The organism is Sulfurimonas sp. (assembly GCF_028694605.1).
Lineage (GTDB): Bacteria > Campylobacterota > Campylobacteria > Campylobacterales > Sulfurimonadaceae > Sulfurimonas.
In genome coordinates, this window is sequence record NZ_JAQVKP010000007.1 from 1 (window position 1) to 24,137 (window position 24,137).

The 24,137-nt window shown below is 40.2% G+C and carries 30 protein-coding genes; 18 read left to right on the forward strand and 12 right to left on the reverse strand.

Features of this window, described 5'->3' with window-relative positions; translation table 11 throughout:
• Window positions 1-93: 93 nt before the first annotated feature.
• The gene (locus PHY84_RS05300; RefSeq protein ID WP_299858328.1) at window positions 94-1,089 is read left to right on the forward strand and encodes a GGDEF domain-containing phosphodiesterase; all 996 of its coding nucleotides are present in this window, start codon (window positions 94-96) and stop codon (window positions 1,087-1,089) included.
• A gap of 15 nt (window positions 1,090-1,104) precedes the next feature.
• On the opposite strand, the gene PHY84_RS05305 is transcribed toward PHY84_RS05300, so the two are convergent.
• Genes PHY84_RS05305 through folD form a run of 9 tightly spaced genes read right to left on the reverse strand, consistent with a single transcriptional unit; the run spans window position 1,105 to window position 7,963 of the window.
• The gene (locus PHY84_RS05305; RefSeq protein WP_299858329.1) at window positions 1,105-1,617 is read right to left on the reverse strand and encodes an RNase H family protein; all 513 of its coding nucleotides are present in this window, start codon (window positions 1,615-1,617) and stop codon (window positions 1,105-1,107) included.
• Window positions 1,618-1,651: 34 nt separating this feature from the next.
• The gene (locus tag PHY84_RS05310; RefSeq protein ID WP_299858330.1) at window positions 1,652-3,067 is read right to left on the reverse strand and encodes a leucyl aminopeptidase; all 1,416 of its coding nucleotides are present in this window, start codon (window positions 3,065-3,067) and stop codon (window positions 1,652-1,654) included.
• A gap of 8 nt (window positions 3,068-3,075) precedes the next feature.
• Window positions 3,076-4,275, reverse strand: coding sequence for a tryptophan synthase subunit beta (gene trpB, locus PHY84_RS05315; protein WP_299858331.1), 1,200 nt, complete (start codon window positions 4,273-4,275; stop codon window positions 3,076-3,078).
• Window positions 4,275-4,823 carry an adenine phosphoribosyltransferase gene (locus PHY84_RS05320; RefSeq protein WP_299858332.1) on the reverse strand — a complete coding sequence of 183 codons (549 nt, stop codon included), beginning with the start codon at window positions 4,821-4,823 and terminating at the stop codon, window positions 4,275-4,277. Before PHY84_RS05320 ends, trpB begins: the two co-directional genes overlap by 1 nt.
• 10 nt (window positions 4,824-4,833) lie before the next feature.
• Entirely contained in the window at window positions 4,834-5,166 is a 333-nt protein-coding gene (locus PHY84_RS05325; RefSeq protein WP_299858333.1) for a hypothetical protein, read from the reverse strand.
• Window positions 5,167-5,178: 12 nt separating this feature from the next.
• Window positions 5,179-5,616, reverse strand: coding sequence for a ribose 5-phosphate isomerase B (gene rpiB, locus PHY84_RS05330; RefSeq protein WP_299858334.1), 438 nt, complete (start codon window positions 5,614-5,616; stop codon window positions 5,179-5,181).
• Between the two features lie 15 nt (window positions 5,617-5,631).
• Window positions 5,632-6,309: a site-2 protease family protein gene (locus tag PHY84_RS05335; RefSeq protein WP_299858335.1), complete on the reverse strand. Its 678-nt coding sequence runs from the start codon at window positions 6,307-6,309 to the stop codon at window positions 5,632-5,634.
• Window positions 6,296-7,105 carry a signal peptidase I gene (lepB, locus tag PHY84_RS05340; RefSeq protein WP_299858336.1) on the reverse strand — a complete coding sequence of 270 codons (810 nt, stop codon included), beginning with the start codon at window positions 7,103-7,105 and terminating at the stop codon, window positions 6,296-6,298. Before lepB ends, PHY84_RS05335 begins: the two co-directional genes overlap by 14 nt.
• Entirely contained in the window at window positions 7,106-7,963 is an 858-nt protein-coding gene (folD, locus tag PHY84_RS05345) for a bifunctional methylenetetrahydrofolate dehydrogenase/methenyltetrahydrofolate cyclohydrolase FolD (RefSeq protein ID WP_299858337.1), read from the reverse strand.
• Window positions 7,964-8,038: 75 nt separating this feature from the next.
• Here folD and PHY84_RS05350 point away from each other — a divergent pair, with 75 nt between their 5' ends.
• Together PHY84_RS05350 and PHY84_RS05355 are read left to right on the forward strand one after the other, a co-directional pair.
• Window positions 8,039-8,395, forward strand: a complete 357-nt coding sequence (locus PHY84_RS05350) for a cytochrome c (RefSeq protein ID WP_299858338.1) — start codon at window positions 8,039-8,041, stop codon at window positions 8,393-8,395.
• Window positions 8,385-9,320, forward strand: coding sequence for an aldolase/citrate lyase family protein (locus PHY84_RS05355; protein ID WP_299858339.1), 936 nt, complete (start codon window positions 8,385-8,387; stop codon window positions 9,318-9,320). Before PHY84_RS05350 ends, PHY84_RS05355 begins: the two co-directional genes overlap by 11 nt.
• Window positions 9,321-9,325: 5 nt before the next feature.
• Here PHY84_RS05355 and PHY84_RS05360 read toward each other — a convergent pair whose 3' ends face one another.
• Complete coding sequence (locus tag PHY84_RS05360) at window positions 9,326-10,204, reverse strand: energy transducer TonB (RefSeq protein WP_299858340.1); 879 nt, start codon at window positions 10,202-10,204, stop codon at window positions 9,326-9,328.
• 93 nt (window positions 10,205-10,297) lie between these two features.
• Between PHY84_RS05360 and hemL the strand changes: the two genes are divergently transcribed.
• From hemL to PHY84_RS05375, 3 genes are read left to right on the forward strand one after another with little or no spacing between them, the layout of a single operon-like run.
• Window positions 10,298-11,590 carry a glutamate-1-semialdehyde 2,1-aminomutase gene (gene hemL / locus PHY84_RS05365; RefSeq protein WP_299858341.1) on the forward strand — a complete coding sequence of 431 codons (1,293 nt, stop codon included), beginning with the start codon at window positions 10,298-10,300 and terminating at the stop codon, window positions 11,588-11,590.
• Entirely contained in the window at window positions 11,583-11,912 is a 330-nt protein-coding gene (locus PHY84_RS05370) for an AtpZ/AtpI family protein (protein ID WP_299858342.1), read from the forward strand. The genes hemL and PHY84_RS05370 overlap by 8 nt, the downstream gene beginning before the upstream one ends.
• Window positions 11,896-12,396 carry a hypothetical protein gene (locus PHY84_RS05375; protein ID WP_299858343.1) on the forward strand — a complete coding sequence of 167 codons (501 nt, stop codon included), beginning with the start codon at window positions 11,896-11,898 and terminating at the stop codon, window positions 12,394-12,396. Before PHY84_RS05370 ends, PHY84_RS05375 begins: the two co-directional genes overlap by 17 nt.
• Here the strand turns inward: PHY84_RS05375 and PHY84_RS05380 are convergent.
• Both PHY84_RS05380 and rpoD read right to left on the reverse strand, forming a co-directional pair.
• On the reverse strand, window positions 12,380-13,063 hold the full coding sequence (locus PHY84_RS05380; protein WP_299858344.1) for a hypothetical protein: 684 nt from the start codon (window positions 13,061-13,063) through the stop codon (window positions 12,380-12,382). The genes PHY84_RS05375 and PHY84_RS05380 overlap by 17 nt on opposite strands.
• 8 nt (window positions 13,064-13,071) lie before the next feature.
• On the reverse strand, window positions 13,072-14,943 hold the full coding sequence (rpoD, locus tag PHY84_RS05385; protein ID WP_299858345.1) for an RNA polymerase sigma factor RpoD: 1,872 nt from the start codon (window positions 14,941-14,943) through the stop codon (window positions 13,072-13,074).
• 92 nt (window positions 14,944-15,035) lie between these two features.
• Here rpoD and PHY84_RS05390 point away from each other — a divergent pair, with 92 nt between their 5' ends.
• The 12 genes from PHY84_RS05390 (at window position 15,036) to PHY84_RS05445 (ending at window position 24,136) form a co-directional block, all read left to right on the forward strand.
• The gene (locus tag PHY84_RS05390) at window positions 15,036-15,920 is read left to right on the forward strand and encodes a flagellar hook-basal body protein (protein WP_363317894.1); all 885 of its coding nucleotides are present in this window, start codon (window positions 15,036-15,038) and stop codon (window positions 15,918-15,920) included.
• Between the two features lie 18 nt (window positions 15,921-15,938).
• A complete protein-coding gene (gene flgG / locus PHY84_RS05395) occupies window positions 15,939-16,727 on the forward strand; it encodes a flagellar basal-body rod protein FlgG (RefSeq protein ID WP_299858346.1) in 789 nt (262 codons plus the stop codon).
• 134 nt (window positions 16,728-16,861) lie between these two features.
• On the forward strand, window positions 16,862-17,365 hold the full coding sequence (locus PHY84_RS05400) for a 3-isopropylmalate dehydratase small subunit (protein ID WP_299858347.1): 504 nt from the start codon (window positions 16,862-16,864) through the stop codon (window positions 17,363-17,365).
• Window positions 17,365-18,432 (forward strand): 3-isopropylmalate dehydrogenase, encoded by a 1,068-nt coding sequence (gene leuB, locus PHY84_RS05405; RefSeq protein WP_299858348.1) that lies wholly within the window; start codon window positions 17,365-17,367, stop codon window positions 18,430-18,432. The genes PHY84_RS05400 and leuB overlap by 1 nt, the downstream gene beginning before the upstream one ends.
• On the forward strand, window positions 18,429-18,677 hold the full coding sequence (locus tag PHY84_RS05410) for a tetratricopeptide repeat protein (RefSeq protein ID WP_299858349.1): 249 nt from the start codon (window positions 18,429-18,431) through the stop codon (window positions 18,675-18,677). Before leuB ends, PHY84_RS05410 begins: the two co-directional genes overlap by 4 nt.
• Window positions 18,668-19,000: a hypothetical protein gene (locus PHY84_RS05415; RefSeq protein ID WP_299858350.1), complete on the forward strand. Its 333-nt coding sequence runs from the start codon at window positions 18,668-18,670 to the stop codon at window positions 18,998-19,000. Before PHY84_RS05410 ends, PHY84_RS05415 begins: the two co-directional genes overlap by 10 nt.
• Complete coding sequence (gene purU, locus PHY84_RS05420) at window positions 18,997-19,833, forward strand: formyltetrahydrofolate deformylase (RefSeq protein ID WP_299858351.1); 837 nt, start codon at window positions 18,997-18,999, stop codon at window positions 19,831-19,833. The genes PHY84_RS05415 and purU overlap by 4 nt, the downstream gene beginning before the upstream one ends.
• A gap of 8 nt (window positions 19,834-19,841) precedes the next feature.
• Entirely contained in the window at window positions 19,842-20,312 is a 471-nt protein-coding gene (locus PHY84_RS05425; protein ID WP_299858352.1) for a tRNA (cytidine(34)-2'-O)-methyltransferase, read from the forward strand.
• The gene (locus PHY84_RS05430; RefSeq protein WP_299858353.1) at window positions 20,309-20,455 is read left to right on the forward strand and encodes a hypothetical protein; all 147 of its coding nucleotides are present in this window, start codon (window positions 20,309-20,311) and stop codon (window positions 20,453-20,455) included. Before PHY84_RS05425 ends, PHY84_RS05430 begins: the two co-directional genes overlap by 4 nt.
• Before the next feature lie 477 nt (window positions 20,456-20,932).
• On the forward strand, window positions 20,933-21,592 hold the full coding sequence (locus PHY84_RS05435) for a LexA family transcriptional regulator (RefSeq protein WP_299858354.1): 660 nt from the start codon (window positions 20,933-20,935) through the stop codon (window positions 21,590-21,592).
• Window positions 21,593-21,597: 5 nt separating this feature from the next.
• Entirely contained in the window at window positions 21,598-22,944 is a 1,347-nt protein-coding gene (locus tag PHY84_RS05440) for an SH3 domain-containing C40 family peptidase (protein WP_299858355.1), read from the forward strand.
• A 76-nt stretch (window positions 22,945-23,020) separates the two neighbouring features.
• The gene (locus PHY84_RS05445; protein WP_299858356.1) at window positions 23,021-24,136 is read left to right on the forward strand and encodes a multiheme c-type cytochrome; all 1,116 of its coding nucleotides are present in this window, start codon (window positions 23,021-23,023) and stop codon (window positions 24,134-24,136) included.
• The last annotated feature ends 1 nt before the right edge of the window (window position 24,137 follow it).

Here is a 24,137-nt window from a genome sequence, read left to right on the forward strand (position 1 = left end):
TTTTTGGTTGAAAGTTGTATCAATATAAGGAAAAACTATTTCTAGGCTATTCTAAGAATTAGAATATATTAAATTAAGCTATATTTAAGAACCGTGGCGCATTTTGTACCTTTATGTAAATATAGCCCACTTCTGTACGAACACATAGAATTTAAAGAGATTGAGATTCTTCTTAGGGAGTGGCTTGTACATTTTGCAGCTACCTCTTTTTTTATAGCTCAGGAGCCTGTACCTGTTCGTATGACCGTTGGAGTGGCTATCGGAGGCATAAAACTTTTAACACATGCAGATATCGCCCTGCATCATGCTAAAGAGAAGAGGCTTGCCTATGCGCTTTATAAGGAAGAGGCAAATATAGAAGAAGTTTATCGTACCAATATCGCTATGGCAAAAACCATCCACCAAGCACTCCTGCAAAACTGCATCATCTGTCATTATCAGCCTATTGTCGATTTTAAAACCAATGAGATTTCAAAGTATGAAACGCTGGTACGCCTTGTCAATAAAGATGGAAGTATCGTGCCGCCGCTACATTTTCTCCCGATAGCAAAAAAGACAAAACTCTATGCACAAATTACCCGTGCGGTTGTGCGCCAAGCGTGTGAGACTTTCAAAAACAGAAGCGAGGAATTTTCTATCAACCTCTCTATTTATGATATTGAAGATTCCGCAACGGTGCAAGAGATTATCAGCAGGCTTATCAAGACAAAGACTGCTTCACGTGTTGTTTTTGAGATTTTGGAGTCTGAGGGTATAGAAAACTACAGTGCCGTAGAGCAGTTTATCACGCAGGTAAAAGCACTTGGGGCAAAGATAGCTATAGACGATTTTGGAAGCGGTTACTCCAACTTTGAGCATATTTTGAGACTGGACATTGACTATATCAAGATAGACGGCGCACTTATACGTGATGTTGCAACCAAGAGGAACAACGACATTATTATCGAAACAATTGTTGATTTTGCCCATAAAATAGATGCAAAAGTAGTTGCGGAATATGTAAGCGATGAAAATATATATAATATTATCAAAGCGATGGGTGTGGAATATTCACAAGGCTTTTTTACGGGAAAACCGAAAGTGCTTTAGGAGTTGTAAGAGATTTTAACTTGTTTTTTTGGTCAAAAAGTATCGCAAGGCTTCTCGTGAAGCTCTATCTACAAGCGTAAAAAGATTGTCCACCAAATCTTTATCTTGTGTCTTTTTATGTCCTTTTACTTTGACAAAATCACACTCATTATGTTTAACCAAGGCGTAAAACTTTTTATAGAGTTCATGGTTTCTCAAAAGCTCGTTTTTTTTCGTCATATAGTTATTTTTTATGATTCGCTCTCTTCTATCTTGAAGCGATATGAGATTTTGACAATCGGTAAAGATAATTATCTTGCGTTTTTTAAACTTCACCTCACTCAGCGCCCATATAAGTGTTTGAAGCTCAAGTTTAGACGAAGTAGTGTTTTTAAACTTTTTTGTCTTTACTTTAAGTTTTGAGAGCGGAGCTTCGAGTTCATACTCAGCCAGAAGCAGGTATGCGCCGTACCCGATATTTGTCTGGGGATAGACACTTGCATCCGTGAAGAGAAAAAAAGTAGGTTTCACCCTATCGACATAAATCATACAGGTATAAATCCATCTATATCAAGCGTGTCTGCTATTTTATCTCTCTCAAAAATTCACACATCAAGCGCACACCAGCACCCGTACCGCCATAGACATTACAGTCCCATGCTGTCTCCGTATAAGCAGTTCCTGCGATATCAAAGTGCATCCACTTGTTTTTGTTCTCCTCTTTTATAAACTTATCTAAAAACATTCCCGCCGTAATCGCTCCGCCGTAAGGCTTTGAAGCAGTGTTGCTAATGTCGGCTATTTCGCTTTTAAGTAGTTTTTTGAGGTGTCTGTTAAATGGGAGTGAGCTTATCATCTCTCCTGCATCGCTTCCTGCTCTGCTTATGTCATGTTTGAGTTTGTGCGAGTGCCCCATCAAGCCCGTCGTATATTGCCCAAGAGCAATCATACACGCTCCAGTTAACGTTGCAAAGTCAAAGATATAGTCAGCCGCAACTTTATCTTGTGCATAGTCAAGCACATCGGCTAAAACCAAACGACCCTCTGCATCCGTGTTTCTGACCTCTATGGTTGTTTTGCTTCTTGAAATTAAAACGTCGTCAGGTTTGTAAGCATTGCCGCCGACCATATTTTCAACCGCACCGATAAATCCATGCACCTCAACATCAAGTTTAAGCTCACTTACCGCCTTTAAGATGCCAAGCACGGCACATGCTCCGGCTTTGTCCATCTTCATCGTAACCATAGAAGTAGGCTGTTTTAGACTTAGTCCGCCGCTGTCGTATGTCAAACCTTTGCCCACAAGTGTAATGACTTTTTTTGGATTTTGCGGCTTGTATGAGAGATGTATAAGAGTGCTTCCATGCACAGAAGCACGTCCGACTGCCAGCATCGCTCCCATCTTCTCTTTTGCCAAATCATCCTCTTGAAGTATTGCACATTCAAGGTTGTTCTCTTTTGCAAGGTTGCTTGCCACAAGAGATAGAGTTTGCGGGTTAATCTCTTGCGGCGCTTTGTTGACGATATCGCGAGTAAAGTTGGTTGCATTTGCTATGATTAGGGAGTTTGCAAAAATCTCTTCAACTTTTGTAAAGTCCAAATCATTTGAAACTAAAAAAACCTCTTCAAGTGCTGCTTTTTTTGGCTCCGATTTGTAGTCGTTAAACTCATATCCGCCAAGAACAACACCATCAACAAGCGCACTGATAACCGATTTGCTTAAGATGGCAATTTTTGCAGATTTAAAATTTGATGTCTTTAGAGTTTTCATAGCACATGAACATGCACTTCGTATATCATCGCTCTTTTTGCTCTCAACACCGCAGACAAGAACTCCTTTTTCATACAAAAAGCAAGTAGTGTCCTGCTCCGCCTTAAATCCTGCTTTTTGCAAAATCACAGCATGCTCATATGACTCCAGCTCATCTTTTTTCATAAAAACAACGTTCACATCCGCAGTTACTGCATCTAACTCTGTCTCAATAAGTTTAATATTCATCTCTTATCCTAGTCGTCAAAATTTAGTATATTTTTTGCTTGTATCATATCTTTGTCGCCCCTGCCTGAAAGGTTTACGATGATGAGTTTGTCTTTTATGTTTGGCATCTTTTTTAGGTATGCTACGGCGTGTGCGCTCTCAAAAGCAGGGATGATACCCTCTTTGCGTGAGAGCCATACAAAGGCATCAAGCGCCTCTTGGTCGGTTGCGTGGTTGTAGCTTACACTCTTGTTTTCATAGTGAAATGCATGCTCAGGTCCGATACCCGGGTAGTCAAGTCCCGCTGAGATGGAGTATGCTTCTTGAATCTGTCCGTCCTCATCTTGCAAAAGGTAGCTCATCTGCCCGTGAAGCACGCCCGCACGCCCTTTTTCAAGAGAACATCCGTGCTCATGCGTCTCTATGCCTTTGCCACCTGCTTCTATGCCGATGCACTCAACCTCTTCGTCCTCTAAAAAGTGTTGAAACATACCGATAGCGTTGCTTCCTCCGCCGATACATGCGATAACATGGTCAGGCAAACGCCCCTCTTTTTCAAGGATTTGTGCTCTTGCTTCATAGCCTATAATCGCCTGAAAATCGCGCACCATCATGGGGTATGGGTGTGGTCCTGCAACTGTTCCGATGATGTAAAAAGTGTCTCTTGCGTTGGTTACCCAGTGGCGGATAGCGTCATTCATGGCATCTTTTAGCGTTCTGCTTCCGCTCTCGACGCTATTTACTTTTGCGCCTAATAGTTTCATGCGAAAAACGTTTAGTTCTTGACGTGCCACATCTTTTGCGCCCATAAATATTTCACACTCTAAACCCAAAAGTGCGCTAATAGTCGCTGTTGCCACACCGTGTTGACCCGCGCCGGTTTCTGCTATGACTTTTTTATAACCGAGTCTCTTTGCCATAAGCCCTTGGGCTATAACATTGTTGACTTTGTGTGCTCCCGTGTGGTTCAAATCTTCTCGTTTTAGATAGATTTTTGCACCTAACTCCTCTGAGAGGTTGTTTGCAAAGTAGAGCGGAGAAGGGCGACCGACATAGTCTTTTAGGTAGTAATCCACTTCCGCCCAGAAATCTTTGTCAAAGCGGATACTTTTGTACTCCTCTTCCAGCTTTAAGAGTGCGGGCATAAGAGTTTCAGGAACATATCTGCCGCCAAAAATCCCAAAGTGTCCATGAATAGGGTCAAATTTTGAAGCTGATGGAATATACATTAGGCTACCTCGATTAAAGAATATACAGGAGTTACGCTTTGTAAATTTTTTTGCCCGTCTAAAAAAGTCAGGGCGATGATAAAGCAAGCCTCCACACAAGAAGCACCCGCTTGGTTGATAAGTCTGGCAGCGGCATTTGCCGTGCCGCCTGTTGCGATTAGGTCGTCTATAAGAAGCACTCTTGCGTTTGGCTTTGCGCTAAAAGCATCGATATGAATCTCTATCTCATCAAAACCATACTCCAAAGAGTACTTTTCGCTGATGGTTGTGTATGGAAGTTTCCCTTTTTTGCGAATCGGCACAAAACCTATACCTAGCATCTGCGCCAAAGCTGCCCCGAAGATAAAACCTCTTGCATCAATCCCTGCAATGTAGTCAAGATTATACTCTTTGTATTTTTGATAGAGGTGGTTCATGGTTACGCCAAAGGCTTCCGCATTGTTTAAAAGCGTTGTGATATCTTTAAAAATAATTCCCGGTTTTGGAAAATCCTTAACATCACGCAAAGAACCCTCTATAATTTTTCTCTCTAAGCTGCTCAGTGTCATCATCTATCCTTTAAAGAAGAGCGTCTATACGGCTCTCCAGTGCTTTGATTTTGTTGTTGAGACGGTCTGTCTCTTGTCTGTGTTTTGTGTTTCTCTGTTTTAAAACTTTGAGTTCGTTGCGTAGTTTTGTAAGCTCGTCACTTAAAATATCCACATTGCCAAGCGCACGCTGGAGCTGAATCTGATACTTTCTTATAAGTATCTCCGCCTCTTGAAGTGTGAGCTTCATAAGGTCGTTGCTTCTTTGCTCTTTGTTTGTGATGCTTTTGAAGTAAAACATCTTGACAAAAAGATAAATTGCAACGATAGCAAGCAGTGTTAAAAGTGACCATTCCCAAAACATACGCTTTTCCTTTTAGTTGTTTATAGCTTCTATCTTTGCAACACGACCCTCATGGCGTCCGCCCTCAAAACTCCCTGCAATCCAAGCGTCCAAGATGGACTCGGCAACCCCTTTGCCTACGATTCTCTCGCCAAAGCACAGAACGTTTGCGTCATTATGTCCGCGTGCAACCGTTGCGGTGTAAGCGTCATGACAGAGTGCAGCACGGATACCGTGGTGGCGGTTTGCAGCCATGCTCATGCCTATACCCGAGCCGCAAATCAAAATCCCCTGGGCTTCCTTGTCTGCCAAAACAGCCTCGCAAACCTTGATAGCATAGTCCGGATAGTCAACTCTCTCTTTTGAGTATGGTCCTAAGTCAACAACATCGTGCCCCTTTTGTTTAAGCAGTTCGACCGTATAGTCTTTAAGATCCAAGCCGGCGTGATCCGTAGCGATATAAAACTTCATTTTTTCCTCTCTTTTTTATGGTAATAACAGACTTAAAATCATCTGCACAGGTAGAAGCAGCAGATAATTTTTTAGCGGTGTCATAAGAACAATCAAGACTATAATTATTCCATATCTTTCATATTTGTAAAAGAATTCAGCGACAGAATTTATCCTGTGTTTGAGTGCAAGATGCGTTAAAAAATGGGCACCGTCAAACTGCGGAATAGGCAGGAGGTTGAAAACCCCAAGCACTACATTGATGATAAGTGTTTGCAAAACAAAAAGATATGCAAAAACATAAAAGAGCGAATCACTCGTCGTAGGCTGACTCATCATCACAATAACCACAGAAGCAAAAGCCGCCAATGTAAAGTTATAAACTATACCCGCCAAATCCACCTGCATAGCGCCGTTATAACCCGCATTTCTTGCTACAGTGGACATATTTATAGGCACCGGTTTCGCCCAGCCAAAGAGAAAACCGCTCTCAGCCCCAAGGAGCATAGGTAAAAAGTACATAGTCGCAGGAACGATGATAGTGCCTACCAAATCGACATGCGAGATAGGGTTGATGGTAAGTCTGCCTGCATTTTTGGCTGTTGTATCGCCATAGATGTAGGCAACCCATCCATGCATAATCTCATGCCCGATGATGGCTGTCGCAAGCGCTAAAACGGCAGCCGCAATTTTGAGCAGATCAATAGATTCCATAATCATCTTTATCTTGTTTTTTTCTCTCAGCTATAGCTTTTTGCAGATAAACATCACCCTCTAAATCAGTTGGAGTTTTGCCTATGCGATCCCATCTTATCTCCCAGTTGTCATCTATGCTAAAGTAAACAAACCAAGGAGTTCCTTCGATGTTTTCATAAGGCACCGCACCCCAAAAACGGCTGTCATTTGAGTGGTCACGGTTATCACCCATCATAAAGTAGTGGTTTTCATCTATACGGATAGGGGCAAAGTGGAATATAGGCAAAGGATACTGACCATTTTGTGTTATTTTTTCATCATGGTGAATCCCTAGATGTTCTTTTGTGTATGGATTTTTTACCCAGAGTTTTCCTGCAAAAACAACGATTTCATGCCCTTTGAAGTTCTCTTCTATCCATGCATCGCCCTCTTTATGGTGGAGGTATAGATTTTTATCAGATATGAAAAGTTCATCGCCAGGGAGTGCAACACAACGCTTGACAAAGTGCTGTTTTGGGTTGTGCGGCGGTCGAAAGATAACGATATCGCCACGCTTTGGCGTATCTCCGTCCATAAGGCGAAGTCTGTCGCTCCACGGCATGATAGATACCTCTAAAAACGGAATATGCGGCATAGGGATGCCATAAGCAAACTTTTTGGCAAAAAGATGATCCCCGATAAGCAGCGAGTCTTTCATCGACCCGCTTGGAATCTTGAAAGCCTGAGCAATAAAAAAGATAACAAAAAGAACGATGATAATCGTTCCCGTCCATGAGTTGGAAAATTTGTATGTTTTGTGTAGAAATTCTTTCATTTACACTCTCGCTTTTGCATGGGCTTTTGCCGCTTTTAATGTATTGCTAAGAAGCATGGCGATAGTCATTGGTCCGACACCACCAGGAACAGGGGTGATGTAAGAGCATTTTTCACAAACTTTTTCAAAATCGACATCTCCTACAAGTCTGCCGTCATCTGTTCGGTTGATGCCGATATCAACGATTATAGCGCCATCTTTTACCATGTCCTCTTTGATAAGGTTTATTACACCTGCACCTACAAAAATCATATCAGCGTTAAGTGTATGTTTTTTCAAATCATCCGTAAAGATATGGCAAATCTCAACGGTTGCATTTGCATTTAGCAGAAGCGAAGCCATCGGTTTTCCAACAATGTTTGAAGCACCCACAACAACACAGTTTTTTCCCTTGACATCAATGTTGTACTCATTTAAAAGTTCCATAACGCCAAGCGGGGTGCATGGAACAAAGCCCTCCAGTCCTGTTGTTAGTCTTCCCACATTGTATGGATGAAAACCGTCCACATCTTTGCTCGGCTCTACAAGCTCTAAAAGTTTGGTTGTGTCGATGTGTTTTGGAAGAGGAAGTTGGATAAGAATACCGTCTATATTTGGGTTGTTGTTCATCATCTTGATAGTATTTTCAATGGCAGATTGTGAGATGTCGCTCGGCATTTCATGCGTTACAGAGTAAAAACCGACTCTGTCGCATGCCTTTTTTTTCATGTTGACATACGCTGCGCTTGCCGGGTCTTGTCCTACTAAAATGACTGCCAACCCGGGGACTAAACCTGTTTTGTTTTTTAGCTCTTTTACTTCATTTACAACAGTAGTTTCTATCTTTGCCGCAAGTGCTTTTCCATCAAGAAGTTGCATTAAAAGTCCTTCCTTTAAACCTCATAATATAATTTTTTTGTTATTATACCTTTATATATTAAAAGGTCGCTTTATATGAGCAAAGTGTTTGTATTGTTGTTGTTTTCGCCGTTTTGTCTTTTGGCTCAGAGCAGTTTTATAACGCCTATGGAGTATGCTTCGTCACTTTACCAAAATCCGAGAGGTATAGGGTGTCACAAGTGTCACGGGGAGTTTGGAGAGGGTAAAATAGTTGCAAAATATGAACATAAAAAGGAACAGAAGAGTTTTGTTGGTTCCCGTATCAACAATATGGATTTCAACAATTTTTACCGTGCTTTAAATGTGAGAAAAAATGGGATGCCTAGATACTTTTTAACACCAAAAGAGATTCAATCGCTCTATTTTTATCTCCAAGAAAAGAAAAAAGAGGAGGATGCAAATGTTAAATAACATAGAAAAAATAAGAGCCGCCTATGAAAAAAGGGACTTGGTAGCACTGGATGCTTTGGCAGAGCCGACATACAGAATGATTAACCCTAGAAAAGATTTTCGCTCTGCTTTGATGCTCTCATGTCACAATCTTGACCATCTTTTGAAGATAGACTCTTTGAATGCGGATTGTATTATTTTAAATCTTGAGGATGGGGTTAGCAAGCAGGATAAGCCGTTTGGGCTCGTTTTGTGTGCGCTTTTTCTCGCCCATCACAATAGATGTGATAAAAAACTAGTTGTCCGTGTAAATGCGCTAAATGAGGGTGGATATGAGGAGATAGCATATCTTAACCAGTTTATGCCGGACGCTATCCGTGTGCCAAAGATAAAAAACAAAAAAGAGGTAGAGACCGTATATGAACTCTTAGATGCCAAAACGGAACTGCATCTCTCCATCGAAACCAAAGAGGGATGGGAAGCTATGTCTGAGCTTAAAATAGATAGAAAAGTGACTGCTTTTTATCTTGGCATATTGGATCTTTTTGCAGATATGGGTCTTTCTCAAGCGCTCATTACAAGAGACAATCCTGCCGTGCACTATATACTTTCGCATTTTTTGATTACGTGCAGAGTTATCGGCGTAAAACCTGTCTCTTTTGTCTATCAAGAGTATAAAAATACAGAAGAGTTTAAGATGTGGCTTGAGCTTGAAAAAAAGATCGGTTACGATGCCAAAGGGTGCATTTCACCTTCACAGGTACTTCTTGTAAATGAGATGTTTCAAGATAGTCAAAAAGAGATAGCACGAGCAAGAAACATTATCAAGCTGTTTGAACTCAAAAGAGCAGAGGGTATTACTGGATTTGAAGATGATATGTACGGATTTATCGATGAGCCGATTTACAAAGGCGCACTAGCGCTTTTACAAAAGCAAAAAAGCTAGAAGTTTTATCTCGCTAAATTATAAAAAACATTGTAGCGCACAAGTATCTTCTCATCAGGTCTTGGATAGCGGCTGTATGCAAACTCGATAGTCTCTTGTGTAGTCTGGTCAAGTACATGGTAACCGCTTGGTTGTAAAAATTTAAAGTCCGTCATATCTCCGTTTGGATGAAGATAAAATTCCACTATATTGACTTTGTTGACATTCATATCATGGCGTATATTGACGCGCGCAACCCTGTTTAAAATCTCTTGCGTGATGCGGCGCATAATCTCTTGGTTGTCTATAAGATATTTTTGCTGCCCCTTGGTTAGTTTGCCAAACTCATCGCCGTAAAGCTCTCTCAAATCTGAATTGCCTACACTGCTGCCGCTTTTTTGCTTTGCCTTTTCTTCTTTGGCTTCTTGTGCTGTTTTATCTTCATAAAGCCAATCTAAAGATTCCTTTTTTTGTTCTTTTTTCTCTTCATGAAGCGGCACAAATGGTTTGGTTGGTGGAAGAGGTTCTGTTTTTAAAATAGGCTCTGCTTTTGCTTCTTCTTTTTGTATCTCTTTTTTTGTCTCATTTAGTTTAGGAGGTTTTTGAGATTGTGCTTTTTTGGGCTCATACTTTACAGGCGCTTTTGGCGCACTCTGAGGCATCTCTTTTAACTGGCTTCCCTTTGGCATCGGCGGTGCGATATCAGGCTGTTTTTGGATAACTTCCTTTACTTCGCCCGCATCTTTAAATTTTTTAGGCATCTCTTTGAGAGAAATTTTTATCTTATTTTCTTTTTTTTCCTCTTTTTTTATCTCCGGTGCCATAGTTCCAAGCAGCCAAAAGAGCAAAAGTATTAAAACATGTATCAAAAATGCGACAAATAGGGCAAAATAAGAGCGATTCAAATGATTCCGTTTAGTTAGAAATTTTTTTTGGGATTATAACCCATATAGATTAATACTACTTTGCTATAATCACATAAAAAATAAGGTTATTTTATGAGCATAGACAATTCATTAAAAGCTTTTGAAGAAGCACAGCAACTTATCCCAGGTGGGGTAAACTCTCCTGTTAGAGCATTTAGAAGCGTTGGCGGAACGCCTCTTTTTATTGCAAAAGGCGAGGGTGCGTATCTTGTAGATGTTGACGGCAACAGATATGTGGACTATGTGCAGAGCTGGGGTCCGCTTCTTTTTGGACATAGAGACGAGTCGATTGAAAGTGCAGTTATTGAGGCTGTAAAACATGGTCTTAGTTTTGGCGCACCTACACAAGCAGAGAGCGAGCTTGCAAAACTTGTTATCTCTATGTTTGACTCCATCGAGAAGGTTCGTTTTGTAAGCAGCGGAACAGAAGCAGTCATGAGTGCTATCCGCCTTGCTCGCGGGTTTACTAGGCGTGATGATATCGTAAAGTTTACCGGATGCTATCATGGGCACAGTGATTCGCTTTTGGTTCAAGCAGGAAGCGGTGCGGCAACTTTTGGCAACCCAAGCTCTCCGGGAGTTCCGGCTGATTTTACAAAACATACACTTTTGGCTGAGTACAACAATATCGAGAGTGTAAAGAAATGCTTTGCGGATTCTAAAGAGATTGCTTGTGTTATCATAGAGCCAATTGCAGGCAATATGGGGCTAGTTCCGGCTGATAAAGAGTTTTTGCATGAGCTAAGAGCGCTTTGCGATGCAAATGGCACCCTGCTTATATTTGATGAAGTTATGAGCGGTTTTCGTGCAACGCTTCATGGTGCAGAGTCGATTACGGGAGTTAAACCGGACATCGTAACACTGGGCAAAGTTATCGGTGGCGGTATGCCTGTGGGCGCTTTTGGAGCAAGAGCAGAGATTATGGCAAAACTATCTCCTGAGGGGCCTGTTTATCAAGCAGGAACACTAAGCGGAAACCCTGTAGCTATGGCGGCAGGACTTGCAGCTATCTCAAAGCTTAAAAACAATCCGCAAGTTATCTCTGTTTTGGATGAGAGAGCAAAAAGACTCGTTGAGGGAATGCAAAAAGAGGCAGCTGCATGCGGTATAGCTATGCAGATAGATACAAGAGGGAGTATGTTTGGCTTTTTCTTTAACCAAAACCCTGTTAAAAACTTTGCGGATGCTTGCAAATCAGATGAGGCACTTTTTGCAAAATTCCACGCTATGATGCTGCAAGAGGGCTTTTACTTCGCATGTTCACTTTATGAGACCGGTTTTATCTCCACTGCAACAACGGATGAGATGATTGAAGAGACCATAAAAGCAAGTGGCAGAGTTTTCAAGGCGCTTACAAATGGCTGAGAACAAAGAGGAGCAAAAAGCTCCTAGAATCAAGCCTATCATCGAAGCGGCAGACAGTCTGTCTCTTGGAATTTCTATGGTTGTGGCTGTGCTTATGGGTGTCGGAATCGGCTTCATACTAAAAAATATGACAGGTGTTTTTTGGACACTTTGGATAGGTGTTTTTATAGGTGTCGCAGCGGCAGTGTTAAATGTCTATAAAGCATACTCTAAGCAGTATAAAAGCTACGAAGAGCTTGCAAAACAGCCACGCTATGCCATCAAAAAAGAGCTTCAAGACGATGAAGATGACGAAGAGGATTATGGTGAAAAAAACCGTTAAGTCTCTTCTCGCGCTTGAACTCTCTATTTTGCTAAGCGCATTTTTCTCTTTTTCCTTTTTTATAAACCTGCAAGTTGCATTTTTAAGCAGTTTTTTTATCATTGTAGGTTCAATGCATGCTTACAAAAACATGATAAAAACAAAGATACAAAACGAAGAGATAGAAGAGCAAAGAGATGAGTTAGACAGGGTGCTTGACCCGTACGAACTAGATGATAATGCGCCCATCAGCGAAAAACCTATAGATGAACTTGATCTAAAGGCAATCGTTAAAGAGGAGAAAAAAAAGATAAAACTCCTTAATCTAAGCGATATCAAAAAAGGCTCAAGCGCCTCTTTTTCAGCTTATAGGCTAGTTCCTTATCTTTTTTTGATTATCGCTTTTATAGCACTAAAAAACAACGAACTGCTGGATATAGCAGTCTATCTTCCATCACTTTTTTTAGGTATCGTTGCCGGGTATGTTACTATGAGAGAATCATAGGGATATTGATAGTAATCTTTTTTTGGATATCAATGTAGAAGTTTGTGTTTGCAACTAAAACCTTTAACTCGTTAAGTTTCTCTTCATCTGCATTTTTTGCAGACACTTCAATAGAAAAAAGTGAGTATTTCTTCTCTTCAAATTTGATATGCTCGCCGATTCTGTAAAATATCTTTGTTACTATATTTTCATTTTTTTCATAACAGGCATAAACTTTATTGAGCAGTTTGATAAAGTTGTTTGAGTCGATAATGATATCGGGAATAGTAGGGTCAAAATCTTTTTCAAAAACTATTTTTGAGTTTATAGAGTAAGAGAGGATACACAAATCCACCAGTGCGTAGATATTTGTCGATTCTCCGATTGGTTTTGGTTTGTTTATCTTGAAAGAGGGCGCTTGGTAAAGTTTGATACCGATTGCTTCATCGCTCTCATAACCCACGGTAATAGCAAAAAATTTATAACGCCCAAACTCCAACTCCAAAAATGTAGTTTTAAATCCAAAAGAGATGTTGGCGTAGGATGTAGCAAGGTTAAAAAGTTCTTCCGTTGTAGCAGAGCCGAGCAAGAACTGTGCTTCGGCGTTTAAAGAGATGATTTTTCCGGCTGCGCTAAAGAGTATGAAAGGGTTGTAGTCATACTCTATCCATTGCTGCTCAAAAGTCATCGTTCTTACTACTCTTCTATATAATTTTTAAGTTTTCTTCCGACTTTAGGGTGTTTGAGCTTTTTGATAGCGCTTGACTCTATTTGGCGGACTCTTTCACGTGTTACATTAAGCTCTTTGCCAATCTCTTCAAGCGTTCTGTCGGACTCATCATCCATGATACCAAAGCGTAGTTTGATAACGGCTTTTTCTCTTTCGTTTAGCTGCTCAAGAACCTGCTCGATTTGTACACGTAAGTCATCTTTCAAAATTGCATCTGATGGAGAGAGAGACATTTTGTCTTCGATAAAATCACCGAATCTTCCGTCATCTTCGCTTCCTATAGGTGCTTCAAGACTTATAGGCTCTTTTGTGATTTTAATGACATTTTTTACTTTCTCAACAGAGAGACCGACCTCTTGTGCGATTATCTCAACATCCGGTTCTCTCCCGTGTTCTTGGAGATGTTTGCGCATAATCTTGTTAATGCGGTTTATGGTCTCTATCATGTGAATCGGGATACGAATCGTTCTTGCCTGATCGGCTATGGCACGGCTGATTGCCTGACGAATCCACCATGTTGCATAGGTTGAAAACTTATACCCTTTTTGGTATTCAAACTTGTCAACTGCCTTCATGAGACCGATATTTCCCTCTTGGATAAGGTCAAGGAACGGCAAGCCTCTGTTTGTATAGCGTTTTGCGATAGAGACAACAAGTCTAAGGTTTGATTTAGCCATCTTTGTTTTTGAAACTTCGGAGATATTTTTTCCACGCTTAATTTGTTCTAAAATATCTGCAAGTTTTTCAGGCTCCATATCAAAACTGTTTTTTGATGCCTCTTTTGTCTGTACAAGCTTTTTGATTTCCATATAGGTACTTACCATGGTTGCTTCAGGAACCATAGCCGCAATATCCTCTTTGTTCAAATCACAAATTTTGTCAACTAAAATTTTATGGTTTGCTTTAAGTGTTGCATTGAAAAGCGGAAGCTTGTACTCAAGCCTTCTGAGTTCTCTATCGTAACCCTCGTCACTTTTGAGTGCAGTCTCCATTGCTTTTACAAGTTCATTGATAAGCTTAGAAGTAGGACCAAGGTCTAAGAGTTTTTCTTTGAGAGTTTTCTTTTTAAAAGTTACCGTCATATAGTACAAAACAGTATCCGGAGTAAGTTCTCCATCCGCATCTTCCGGAAGCTTTTCTGCCAGTTTTACCCACTCTTTTTTTGCTTTTTCAAGTGCTTTAAAGCTTGTAGTTACCTTTTCTACTCTGCTTTTATCTTTTGCGGTAAGCACTTTTTCGACAACTTCTTCTTCATCATTTTCGTCAATATCATCTTCGCTCTCATCAGCATCTTCGCCGTCATCTTTTTCATCTTCAAAGCTCTTAAAAAGCTCTTTTACTCTTCTCTCACGGTTGATAAGCGGCTCTCTGTAATCAAGAATAAAGTCAATAAGATAAGGAACAGAGCAGATTGCATCGATAATAATGCTCTCACCCATCTCAATTTTTTTAGAGATTTCTATCTCCTCTTCTTTTGTTAAAAGTGGGATTTGCCCCATTTCGCGCAGATACATACGAACAGGAGAGTCGGAGCGGGACCATTCTAGGAGCTCGTGCTCTTTTAAGATGTCAAATTCATCCGTCTCATTGTTCTCAATCATTTTTCGCTGTGCACTTTTTCTCGCTTCAGCTTCTTTGTCGTTGAGAAGTTTTGCATGCTCGGATGAAGTATGGATACATGTTTTATGTTTTTCTATAAGTTTGTGGATAGTTGCAGCTTGTGCGGCTGTCGGTTGTTTGTCAAAAAGTTCTAAAAGCGCTTCGTAAGTGGAACACTCTTTTGGTTTTTGATTGGCAAAAAATGCTTCAATAGCCTTGTTGAGTTCTTTTGCTGTCATATTTGGGGTACACCTTGTCTGGATGGTTAAGATTTTTTAAAGGTGGATTATACCCAAATAACATTAATACATGCTTTTTAAGAGAGTTTTGCATGAAATTTAATATTGGAACATACTTTGCTTCTAGTGGTCAATATTTCAAAAAAAGGCACACGATGCAAAGTGGGTATTACTCTTCGGCAGCGGGAATGGTGACACAGTTCAACCGTCTTGATACCATTGCAAACAACCTCGCAAATGTCAATACGGCAGGTTTTAAAGAAGACAGCTTGATTGTCGGTGATTTCTTGCGTCTTTACAAAGAGGCAAGAGATGAACTTCCAAATGCAAACCATACAAAAGAGGCCGCACAGTTTTTGAATCGTGCGATGAACAAAGCTCCTCAGGTTGTTGATGCATTTACGGACTATTCGCTTGGAAATATGCAAAAAAGCGACAACTCCTTAGATATGGCTCTTTCAAAAGAGGGGCTTTTCTTTTTAGTAAAAACTCCTAACGGTGTACGTTTAACAAGAGATGGATCTTTTACGAAAGATGATGAAGGGAAGCTTATTACAAAGCAGGGGTATGAAGTATTGCCAAGCGACTACTTTATTACAAATCAGCCTGTTGTACTTAACCAAGGCGATAGTGCTATTGAGATAGACAAAAATGGGCAGATTTTTACAAATGCTGGCGGCGGTATGACGCTTGAAGCGGCACAAAGACTCTTTATAGTACAGCCTGACAATGTAGCTCTTCTAAAAAAAGAGGGGAATAGTCTTTACAAATATGAAGGTGATACAGAATTTATTAGTGTTGATGAAAGCGAGGCTGTAAAACAAGGATTTGTCGAAAAAAGCAATGTCAATGCCGTAAAGATGATGACACAGCTTATAGAGGCAAATCGTTTAGTTGGGATGTACCAAAAAGCAATGGATACACAGATGAACGACATGAACCGTGACGCAATTGAAAAAATTGCCAGAAAATCTTAAGAACCAAGGACTTAAACCATGATGCAATCACTCTATACTGCTTCTACCGGAATGCTGGGGATGCAGACACAAATCGATACCACGGCAAACAACATTGCCAATGTCAACACAATAGGATTTAAAAAGTCTCGTGCAGAGTTTGCAGATTTGATGTACAAGGTTATGGAGTATGCAGGAACATCCACAAGCGATGTTACCAAAAGTCCTACCGGTATAGAAGTCGGTCTTGGCGTGCGTGCTACTGCCATCAACAAGATATTTTCCGAGGGGAGCTTAAAGCAGACGGATAATCAGCTTGATATGGCAGTGACCGGAAGAGGATTTTTTAAACTTGAGCTGCCTGACGGAAGTGAAGTTTACTCAAGAAACGGTGCATTTAAAGTAGATGAAAACGGCTCAATCGTAAACAGTGACGGCTACAGACTTGTTCCCGAAGTTGTTATCCCGCCTGATGCTACAAATATAAGTATCGGTACGGATGGAACAGTAAGTGTTATTCAACCGGGACAAGCACAGGCAACGCAAATAGGTCAAATTACACTTACCAACTTTATAAATCCGGCGGGTCTTCACTCAATGGGAGATAATCTCTACCTAGAGACTGACAGTTCAGGACAGCCGGTAGAGGGAACTCCGGGAATAGACGGTCTTGGAGTTTTACGACAAGGTTTTGTGGAGTTGAGCAATGTTGAACTTGTTGTTGAACTTACGGACCTTATCACCGGACAGCGTGCTTATGATTCAAACTCTAAAGTTATTACAACAAGTGATGAGATGCTTCAAACAGTCAATAATCTTAAAAGATAATAACCTCTCTTTAGCGGCGTGATACTAATAAATATCACGCTATTCTTTACTTTCAATTATTATCTCTTTATAAAACTAAAATCTCCTTTTAGCTATAATCACGAAATTATTTTAAAATAAAGTTGGGAATTTCTATGCAAAAAGCAAATATTGACGGTAAAGTTTGGAGATTTGGAAAAGATATTGACACTGATTTGATTATTGCCGCACGCTACCTGAACACATCGGTTCCGGAGGAGCTGGCAAAGCATGTTATGGAAGATGCGGACCCGGAGTTTGTAAAGAAAATGAGCAGAGGCGATGTTATAGTTGCAGGTGAAAATTTCGGCTGCGGAAGTTCTCGCGAACATGCACCTATAGCACTTAAAGCTGCCGGTGTTGCTGCCGTTATCGCTCCTACATTTGCAAGAATTTTTTATCGCAATGCGTTTAATATGGGGCTTCCGATTTTTGAACTTCAAGAGAGTGATGAGATAGCTGAGGGCGACAAGATAAGCGTTGACATGAATAATGGAACAGTAACCAACCAAACTACAGGAAAAATATATAAATTTATCCCGATTCCCGCATTTATGCAAGAGCTTATTGATGCCGGCGGGCTTATGAATTATGCACAAAACGAAATTAAAGGAAAGTAATGAAAACATATAAAATTGCACTTATAAAAGGCGATGGAATCGGTCCTGAGATTATTGATGAGGCTGTAAAGGTTTTGGATGCGGTGGCTTCATGCTGTGATATAGAGTTCTCTTACGAAGAGGCTTTGATGGGCGGTTGTGCTTACGATATCACAGGCGATCCGCTTCCTCAAGAGACAATCAATATCTCATTAAATAGTGATGCGGTGCTTTTTGGTGCCATCGGCGGACAAAAATGGGACAGCCTTCCTCGTGAGAAACGCCCTGAGAGCGGACTTTTGAGATTTCGTAAAGAGCTTGGTGTTTATGCCAATCTTCGTCCTGCAACTGTTTTTGACGAACTTATAAATGCTTCTTCACTCAAACCTGAAGTGGTAAAAGGCGTTGATTTGATGGTGGTTCGCGAGCTTATCGGCGGTATCTATTTTGGCGAGCCAAAAGGGCGTGACGAGAACAGGGGATGGAACACTATGGTTTATACCCGTGAAGAGATTGTAAGAATCGCACATCAGGCATTTAAAATCGCTATGACAAGGAGCAAAAGAGTCTGCTCCATAGACAAAGCAAATGTTTTGGATGTTTCGCAGCTTTGGAGAGAAGTGGTAACAGAAGTTGCACGCGAGTACCCTGAAGTTGAACTATCTCACATGTATGTTGACAATGCGGCAATGCAGCTTATCCGTGACCCTAGACAGTTCGATGTTATGCTTACGGGAAATATTTTTGGAGATATACTAAGTGATGAGGCAAGCATGCTCTCAGGCTCTATCGGACTGCTTCCATCAGCGTCGGTAGGAGCTAAGATAGGCGTTTATGAACCTATCCACGGCTCAGCGCCGGACATCGCAGGACAGGGGATAGCAAACCCGATTGCAACAATTCTTTCGGCTTCTATGATGCTTAGATATGCTTTAGGCGAAAATGAAGCGGCCGATAAGATAGACAATGCCGTTAAAAGAGCGCTTAAAGATGGGTACAGAACAAAAGATTTGGCGCAGTATGACGCAAAAGAGGTCTGTTCTACAAGCGAAATGGGTTCTATTATCGCTAATTATGCGGCAAAATGAAAACATTAACTTTAGCAAATATCTATGAGTTGCAAGGCTTAAAAGAAGAAGCCCTTGAAATTTACAAGGAGATTTTGAAAAAAGACCCTTCTAATAGTGATGCTAAAATTGCCATACGAAGGCTCTCCGGGATGAGAAAAAAGTTTTTAAATGTCAATACTCAGATGAAAGAGTACTTTGTGAAGATGCAGGATGATATAGAGTTTAATGAATTTGAAAGGTGGTTGTTAAAATTATGGAACTAAAAGATGTTATTCTCTCAACTTTGGCGGAGCTGGAAGACAGCAAGCCAGATGTTGGCTCTCAAACAAACAGAAACGATTTGCAGCCTAAAAGAGACGAAGGTGCTTTTATACAGGTACAACCAAGCCAAGAATCAATACTAAGCGGCGAGATGGCTTTTTTAGCATCAATGCGGGAGCGCTTACTTGTTCTTTTTGAAGGTTTTCAAGCACCAAACAACACAAACATAGAAGCCAAAGTGGATATGACGCTTAATTTTTTAGAGTATGTTTTAGTAACAATTGATTCAAGAATGGAAGAGTTAGAGAAAGGAAGTCGTAAATGAACCAATACCGGGTACTCATAGATGCAAATGATGAAAAGGGGTTGGTTCACAAAATATCAAGTGTTTTTTACCACAATGACCTCAACATCCTATCAAACAGCGAGTTTGTTGATGCGGAGAATAATAAATTTTTTATGAGAAGTGTTGTAGAGGGTGCGATTGATCTCAACCAACTTTACGAGCTTCTTTGCAGTGTGCTGCCGCAAGATGCAAATATAGAAGTTATTGCTCCAAAAAAGAAAAATATTGTCATTATGGCGACAAAAGAGATGCATGCGCTTGGCGATATACTTGTGCGCCATGAGGCCGGAGAGCTTGAAGCAAATATCTTGGCGGTTGTCTCTAACTATGGCGATTTGGGCTCTTTTGTTGAAAAGTTTGATATCCCGTTTGTAGAAATTTCGCATGAGGGCTTAAGCAGAGAAGAGCACGAGAACAAGATTCTTGCATGTCTGGCAGAGTTTGAAGAGATAGACTATATCGTGCTTGCAAAGTATATGAGGATTTTGACTCCAAGATTTGTCGAAGTGTATGAAAACAGAGTTATCAACATTCACCACTCCTTTTTACCTGCATTTATCGGTGCAAACCCTTACAAACAAGCGTATGAGCGAGGCGTAAAGATTATCGGTGCAACATCGCATTTTGTAAACAACAACCTTGATGAGGGTCCAATTATCGCTCAAGAGGTTATCCACGTTAATCATGCCTACAGCTGGAGAGATATGCAGCGCTCAGGCAAAGATGTGGAAAAAGTAGTTCTCTCCCGTGCGCTAAAACTCGCACTCGAAGATAGAATCTTTGTTTATGCAAACAAAACTGTTATTTTTTAAGGTCAGCGTTGTTTAATCTTGTCTTGGTGCATCCGCAAATTCCAAACAATACCGGTGCTATAGGGCGGCTTTGCGTCAATGCGGGGGCTACTTTGCATATCATTAAGCCCATTGCTTTTGACATTGATGAAAAAGCAGTGCGCCGTGCAGGACTTGACTACTGGCATAAGCTTGATTTGCATGTTTGGGAGAGTTTGGATGATTTTTTTGCAAACAATACCATTGTAAACAATGCTCATTTTGCAACTACAAAAACCGATAAACCCTATTTTGAAGCAGAGTTCAAAGATGGGGACTATATCTTCTTTGGAAGCGAAACGGCGGGGATACCGCAAGATATACTTGAGCGGTACAAAGAGCAAAATATCACCATCCCTATGACAAAAGAGGGCAGAAGTCTCAACCTTGCCATAAGTACGGGTATAGTGCTTTATGAGGCGATAAGGCAAAATTATACCCTGTTTAAGGAACATCCATGAGTACATTTATCGACATTGTTATGCTACTTCTTTTTTTGCTTTTTATGATTTTTATTTTTGGCGGGTACCATAAAAACAAATCAGCGCAAAGAGAAGCGGATGAGCGCAGAGCCAAAGAGAGAGAACAAGAGAACCTAAAATAGGATTTCTGCTACTCTCTCAAGATAATTTTCGAATTTTTCCAATAAACTTTTTGCGTTTTTTACTACCATTTGCATATCAAATCCTTTTGGGCGCCTCTAAAAACTCTAGCCGTCTTCAGAGGGAATCAACAAAGATGAGATGATGTAAAATCTTTTTTGAGCCTTAGCCAACGCTAAGGCGATAAAAAGTTTTGCGGCATATCGCTTTTTTGAACCCTCCCGTAGGGCGATAGAGCCAAGCCCACACTCTGCGTTGCCTCTTTTTGCCTTAGCCTTAGCTAGGGCTGCAAAGAGCCGCCTTGATTGTGAACTTGGCTCTATCGCTGAAGATGGCTAGAGTTTTTAGAGGTGCCCTTTTTTATTTCAAATAGTATATGTTTTTTAACAAGTAAGTAAAAAATATTGCAAATTGTCATATTTTTTTGACTAAATTAGAAAAAAAGTATTATAATCATAGAAAGATATTAAAGGAGTTGTATGAAAAATTTTGTTGATATTGTAGAAGAGATTAAAAGTATAGTTTCTACAGAGTTTAATGGAAAAAAGATATACGATAAAGATGTTGCAGATATTTTGGGTATTTCACAGATGAATTTTGCAACTATGAAAAAGCGAAACAAAGTTCCTTTTGGAGAACTTTTGGATTTTTGCGCACTCAAATCTATCTCTATCAACTGGCTGCTTTACGGACAATCTCCAGAGAGCCTTGTTGCAGCTACAAACAGATTTTTTATGGTGAAATATTTTGGACAGATTAGCGCCTCAGCCGGCGGAGGTGCAAATGCTGATGAAGAGGTGAGCCAAATGCTAGAAATCCCGCAAGAGTTTGTAGCTATGCTTGGCGGCGAGAGAGAACTTAAAAATATAGAAGCCATCAATGTAACGGGTGATTCAATGGAGCCGACTTTTAGTTATAACGATATCGTTTTTATCAACAGGGCTAAAACAGACTTGGCAAGAGGCGGTATCTTTACTATACGAACAGAGGCGGGGCTTTTTATAAAAAGAGTGCAAAAAAGGTTGGATGGAAGAGTGGATATTATCTCAGACAACCCTGTTTATGCGCCTCAAACATTAAATCCGAATGAGATAGAAGTAATCGGAAGAGTGATAAGCAGATTTGGAAGCGTGGACTGATGTCGATGCAGATTAAAATTATTTTACTGCTTGTGCTGTTTTTCTTTAGCGGGTGTGCGCTTCATGATACAAAAAAGAGCTTTGATGGCACACAAAAGATAGCCGACTTAGAGCAGATTCCGCAAGATGGAGCCTATTTTTGTAAAAATATAAGTGATAGTAAAGAGCTTTACGAGATTCAAAAAAACTATAATAACATGCATTTTTATGTATGGAATATGCAACAGCCAAAAGAGAAGTTAGAATCCATAAAATGGGCGTTTAACACATATCGTCCATCAAGCAGCTATGGAGAAAATCTACAAAAACTCGATCAGAATTTTTTTGATACGATGCTGCAAAATGCAAATTTTGATGAGTATGGTACGCTAAATGCAAAAGGTTTAACGCTCAGAGAGTTAAATTTGAGGGTTTTTCCAACTATCCGACCACTTTTAAGAGACCCCTCGCTTGCGGGGGAAGGGTTTCCGTTTGACTACCTTCAAAATAGTACTGTCCATGCAAATTCGCCGATTTTTATCTCGCACTACTCAAAAAACAGAGAGTGGGCTTATGTTTTTGCCTCTTTTGCATCGGGTTGGGTAAGGGTGCATGAATTTGTTATTTTAGAAGATGCTCAAAAAGATTTTTGGCAAAACAAGGAACAGTTGGCGATTATAAAAGAGGGTGAAGCTATCTATGATATGGATGGAAATTTTCTATTTTCATCAAAAATCGGCATGGTGTTGCCTTATGTTGCCGAAGATGAGACATCTTATATAGTTGCGGTCGCAAAATCAGGTACAGAAGGACAGAAGGCTGTTTTGACAGATGCAAAAATTAAAAAAGAGATTGCTACAAAAGAGATACTGCCTTTAAATGCAGATAATCTGGCAACAGCTATACACGAAGTTTCAAAGACGAACTACGGTTGGGGTGGGATGTATGAACAAAGAGACTGCTCCTCAACGTTAAGAGATATGTTTACGCCATTTGGCATCTGGCTTCCTAGAAATTCGTATCAACAAGGCAGAGTTGGGAAAGTCATCTCTTTGAAAGAGTTAGATGACGAAGAAAAGATAAAAACCATTAAAGAAAACGCCATCCCTTTTCAAACACTACTTTATAAAAAAGGGCATGTTGTTCTTTATGTTGGAACATATAATGATGAAATTATTGTTTTTCATAATGTTTGGGGAATTAGGACGAAGCAAGACGGCATTGAGGGAAGAATTATTATAGGCAAGCCAATTTTCAGCACTTTAAGGATTGGAAAAGAACAGCCCCGCTATGACAAAGAGGCAGAGCTACTAAAAACCATCTCAAGTATGAATATTATAACGGGTAAAAATGAGGCTATTGCTAAAAAATAGTATAAATATAATTTTAAAAAATAATAATTATAAAAATTTATAGTATAATCTTTCTCAAACAACAAACGGAGTCTGAATGAAAAAGGTTATTTTACTGTTACTATTTATGTTGGCAGCGTCTGAAGCAAAATATTTGGATAGCAAGTCGTGCAAGGAGTGTCATGAAGATATTTATGCAGAGCACGCAAAATCTATGCACCATAAATCATCCATTTTTGGCGATGAGATACACAAAAAAGTAAAAGAGATTTCAAGCAAGTCGAATTATTCATGTGCATTGTGCCACATGCCGGCAACGAAAAATCTCTCAGCAATGATTCGCGGGGAGGAACAGCCAGACCCTGCGGATGTGAGACAGAGTGATGGAGTATCTTGTTTTTATTGTCATCAAATCAGCAAGGTGCATCATGCAAAAGCCTATAACATTAACTTTTCAAGCGCATCCGGTGATGAAAAACCAACAATGTTTGGAAACCTTAAAGACCCGGATTCAAGTGACAAGCACCATGCAGAGCATAATGAGATTTACAAAAATAGCGAAGTTTGCATGGGTTGCCACTCACACAAAGAGAATGAACACGGCTTTGAAGTCTGCAACACAAAAAATCAGTACGATAAAAGAAGTGATTGTATAGCATGCCATATGCCACGTGCAGCAGGCGGAAATGAGAAATTCAACAAAAAAGGAAGAGACGAGTACACAACACATAACTTTCTTGGAATCCGCTCAGATGAAATGGTAAAAAAAACCGTTAAACTTGAACTTGCCTATAAAAATAATATGATTGAACTTACTATCGCCAACAAAATGGGACACTCAATCATTACACACCCAATGCGCCTAAAGTTTGCAAAAACGGTTGTGACAAGAAAAGGAGAGGTTATCTGGAGTAATTTCAAAGAGAGTCCACAAGAGGATAAAGAGGCAACATTTATCATAGCTTTTAAAGATAGCGAGGGTAAACCTTCTATGCCGCATACGGCAAAAGATTATCTTATCAATCAAAATCTAAAAGCAATGAGTGCAAAAACAGTGCTCTACAGCGTACCTAAACTTCAAAAAGGGGATGAGATAAAAACAACATGGATAAGTTATGTTATCAGCCCTAATATAGCGCAGAAGTTACAAATCACTTCTGAAGAGGCGACAAAAGCGTATGTTGGAGCAGAAGAATCCATTGTCGTGCAGTAGT

Bases quoted from the DNA above. Each gene is read 5' to 3' on its own strand.
- PHY84_RS05305 (WP_299858329.1), bottom strand. From the start codon at position 1,617: ATGATTTATGTCGATAGGGTGAAACCTACTTTTTTTCTCTTCACGGAT.
- PHY84_RS05310 (WP_299858330.1), bottom strand. From the start codon at position 3,067: ATGAATATTAAACTTATTGAGACAGAGTTAGATGCAGTAACTGCGGAT.
- trpB (WP_299858331.1), bottom strand. From the start codon at position 4,275: ATGTATATTCCATCAGCTTCAAAATTTGACCCTATTCATGGACACTTT.
- PHY84_RS05320 (WP_299858332.1), bottom strand. From the start codon at position 4,823: ATGACACTGAGCAGCTTAGAGAGAAAAATTATAGAGGGTTCTTTGCGT.
- PHY84_RS05325 (WP_299858333.1), bottom strand. From the start codon at position 5,166: ATGTTTTGGGAATGGTCACTTTTAACACTGCTTGCTATCGTTGCAATT.
- rpiB (WP_299858334.1), bottom strand. From the start codon at position 5,616: ATGAAGTTTTATATCGCTACGGATCACGCCGGCTTGGATCTTAAAGAC.
- PHY84_RS05335 (WP_299858335.1), bottom strand. From the start codon at position 6,309: ATGGAATCTATTGATCTGCTCAAAATTGCGGCTGCCGTTTTAGCGCTT.
- lepB (WP_299858336.1), bottom strand. From the start codon at position 7,105: ATGAAAGAATTTCTACACAAAACATACAAATTTTCCAACTCATGGACG.
- folD (WP_299858337.1), bottom strand. From the start codon at position 7,963: ATGCAACTTCTTGATGGAAAAGCACTTGCGGCAAAGATAGAAACTACT.
- PHY84_RS05350 (WP_299858338.1), top strand. From the start codon at position 8,039: ATGAGCAAAGTGTTTGTATTGTTGTTGTTTTCGCCGTTTTGTCTTTTG.
- PHY84_RS05355 (WP_299858339.1), top strand. From the start codon at position 8,385: ATGTTAAATAACATAGAAAAAATAAGAGCCGCCTATGAAAAAAGGGAC.
- hemL (WP_299858341.1), top strand. From the start codon at position 10,298: ATGAGCATAGACAATTCATTAAAAGCTTTTGAAGAAGCACAGCAACTT.
- PHY84_RS05370 (WP_299858342.1), top strand. From the start codon at position 11,583: ATGGCTGAGAACAAAGAGGAGCAAAAAGCTCCTAGAATCAAGCCTATC.
- PHY84_RS05380 (WP_299858344.1), bottom strand. From the start codon at position 13,063: ATGACTTTTGAGCAGCAATGGATAGAGTATGACTACAACCCTTTCATA.
- rpoD (WP_299858345.1), bottom strand. From the start codon at position 14,943: ATGACAGCAAAAGAACTCAACAAGGCTATTGAAGCATTTTTTGCCAAT.
- PHY84_RS05390 (WP_363317894.1), top strand. From the start codon at position 15,036: ATGAAATTTAATATTGGAACATACTTTGCTTCTAGTGGTCAATATTTC.
- flgG (WP_299858346.1), top strand. From the start codon at position 15,939: ATGATGCAATCACTCTATACTGCTTCTACCGGAATGCTGGGGATGCAG.
- PHY84_RS05400 (WP_299858347.1), top strand. From the start codon at position 16,862: ATGCAAAAAGCAAATATTGACGGTAAAGTTTGGAGATTTGGAAAAGAT.
- leuB (WP_299858348.1), top strand. From the start codon at position 17,365: ATGAAAACATATAAAATTGCACTTATAAAAGGCGATGGAATCGGTCCT.
- PHY84_RS05410 (WP_299858349.1), top strand. From the start codon at position 18,429: ATGAAAACATTAACTTTAGCAAATATCTATGAGTTGCAAGGCTTAAAA.
- PHY84_RS05415 (WP_299858350.1), top strand. From the start codon at position 18,668: ATGGAACTAAAAGATGTTATTCTCTCAACTTTGGCGGAGCTGGAAGAC.
- purU (WP_299858351.1), top strand. From the start codon at position 18,997: ATGAACCAATACCGGGTACTCATAGATGCAAATGATGAAAAGGGGTTG.
- PHY84_RS05430 (WP_299858353.1), top strand. From the start codon at position 20,309: ATGAGTACATTTATCGACATTGTTATGCTACTTCTTTTTTTGCTTTTT.
- PHY84_RS05435 (WP_299858354.1), top strand. From the start codon at position 20,933: ATGAAAAATTTTGTTGATATTGTAGAAGAGATTAAAAGTATAGTTTCT.
- PHY84_RS05440 (WP_299858355.1), top strand. From the start codon at position 21,598: ATGCAGATTAAAATTATTTTACTGCTTGTGCTGTTTTTCTTTAGCGGG.
- PHY84_RS05445 (WP_299858356.1), top strand. From the start codon at position 23,021: ATGAAAAAGGTTATTTTACTGTTACTATTTATGTTGGCAGCGTCTGAA.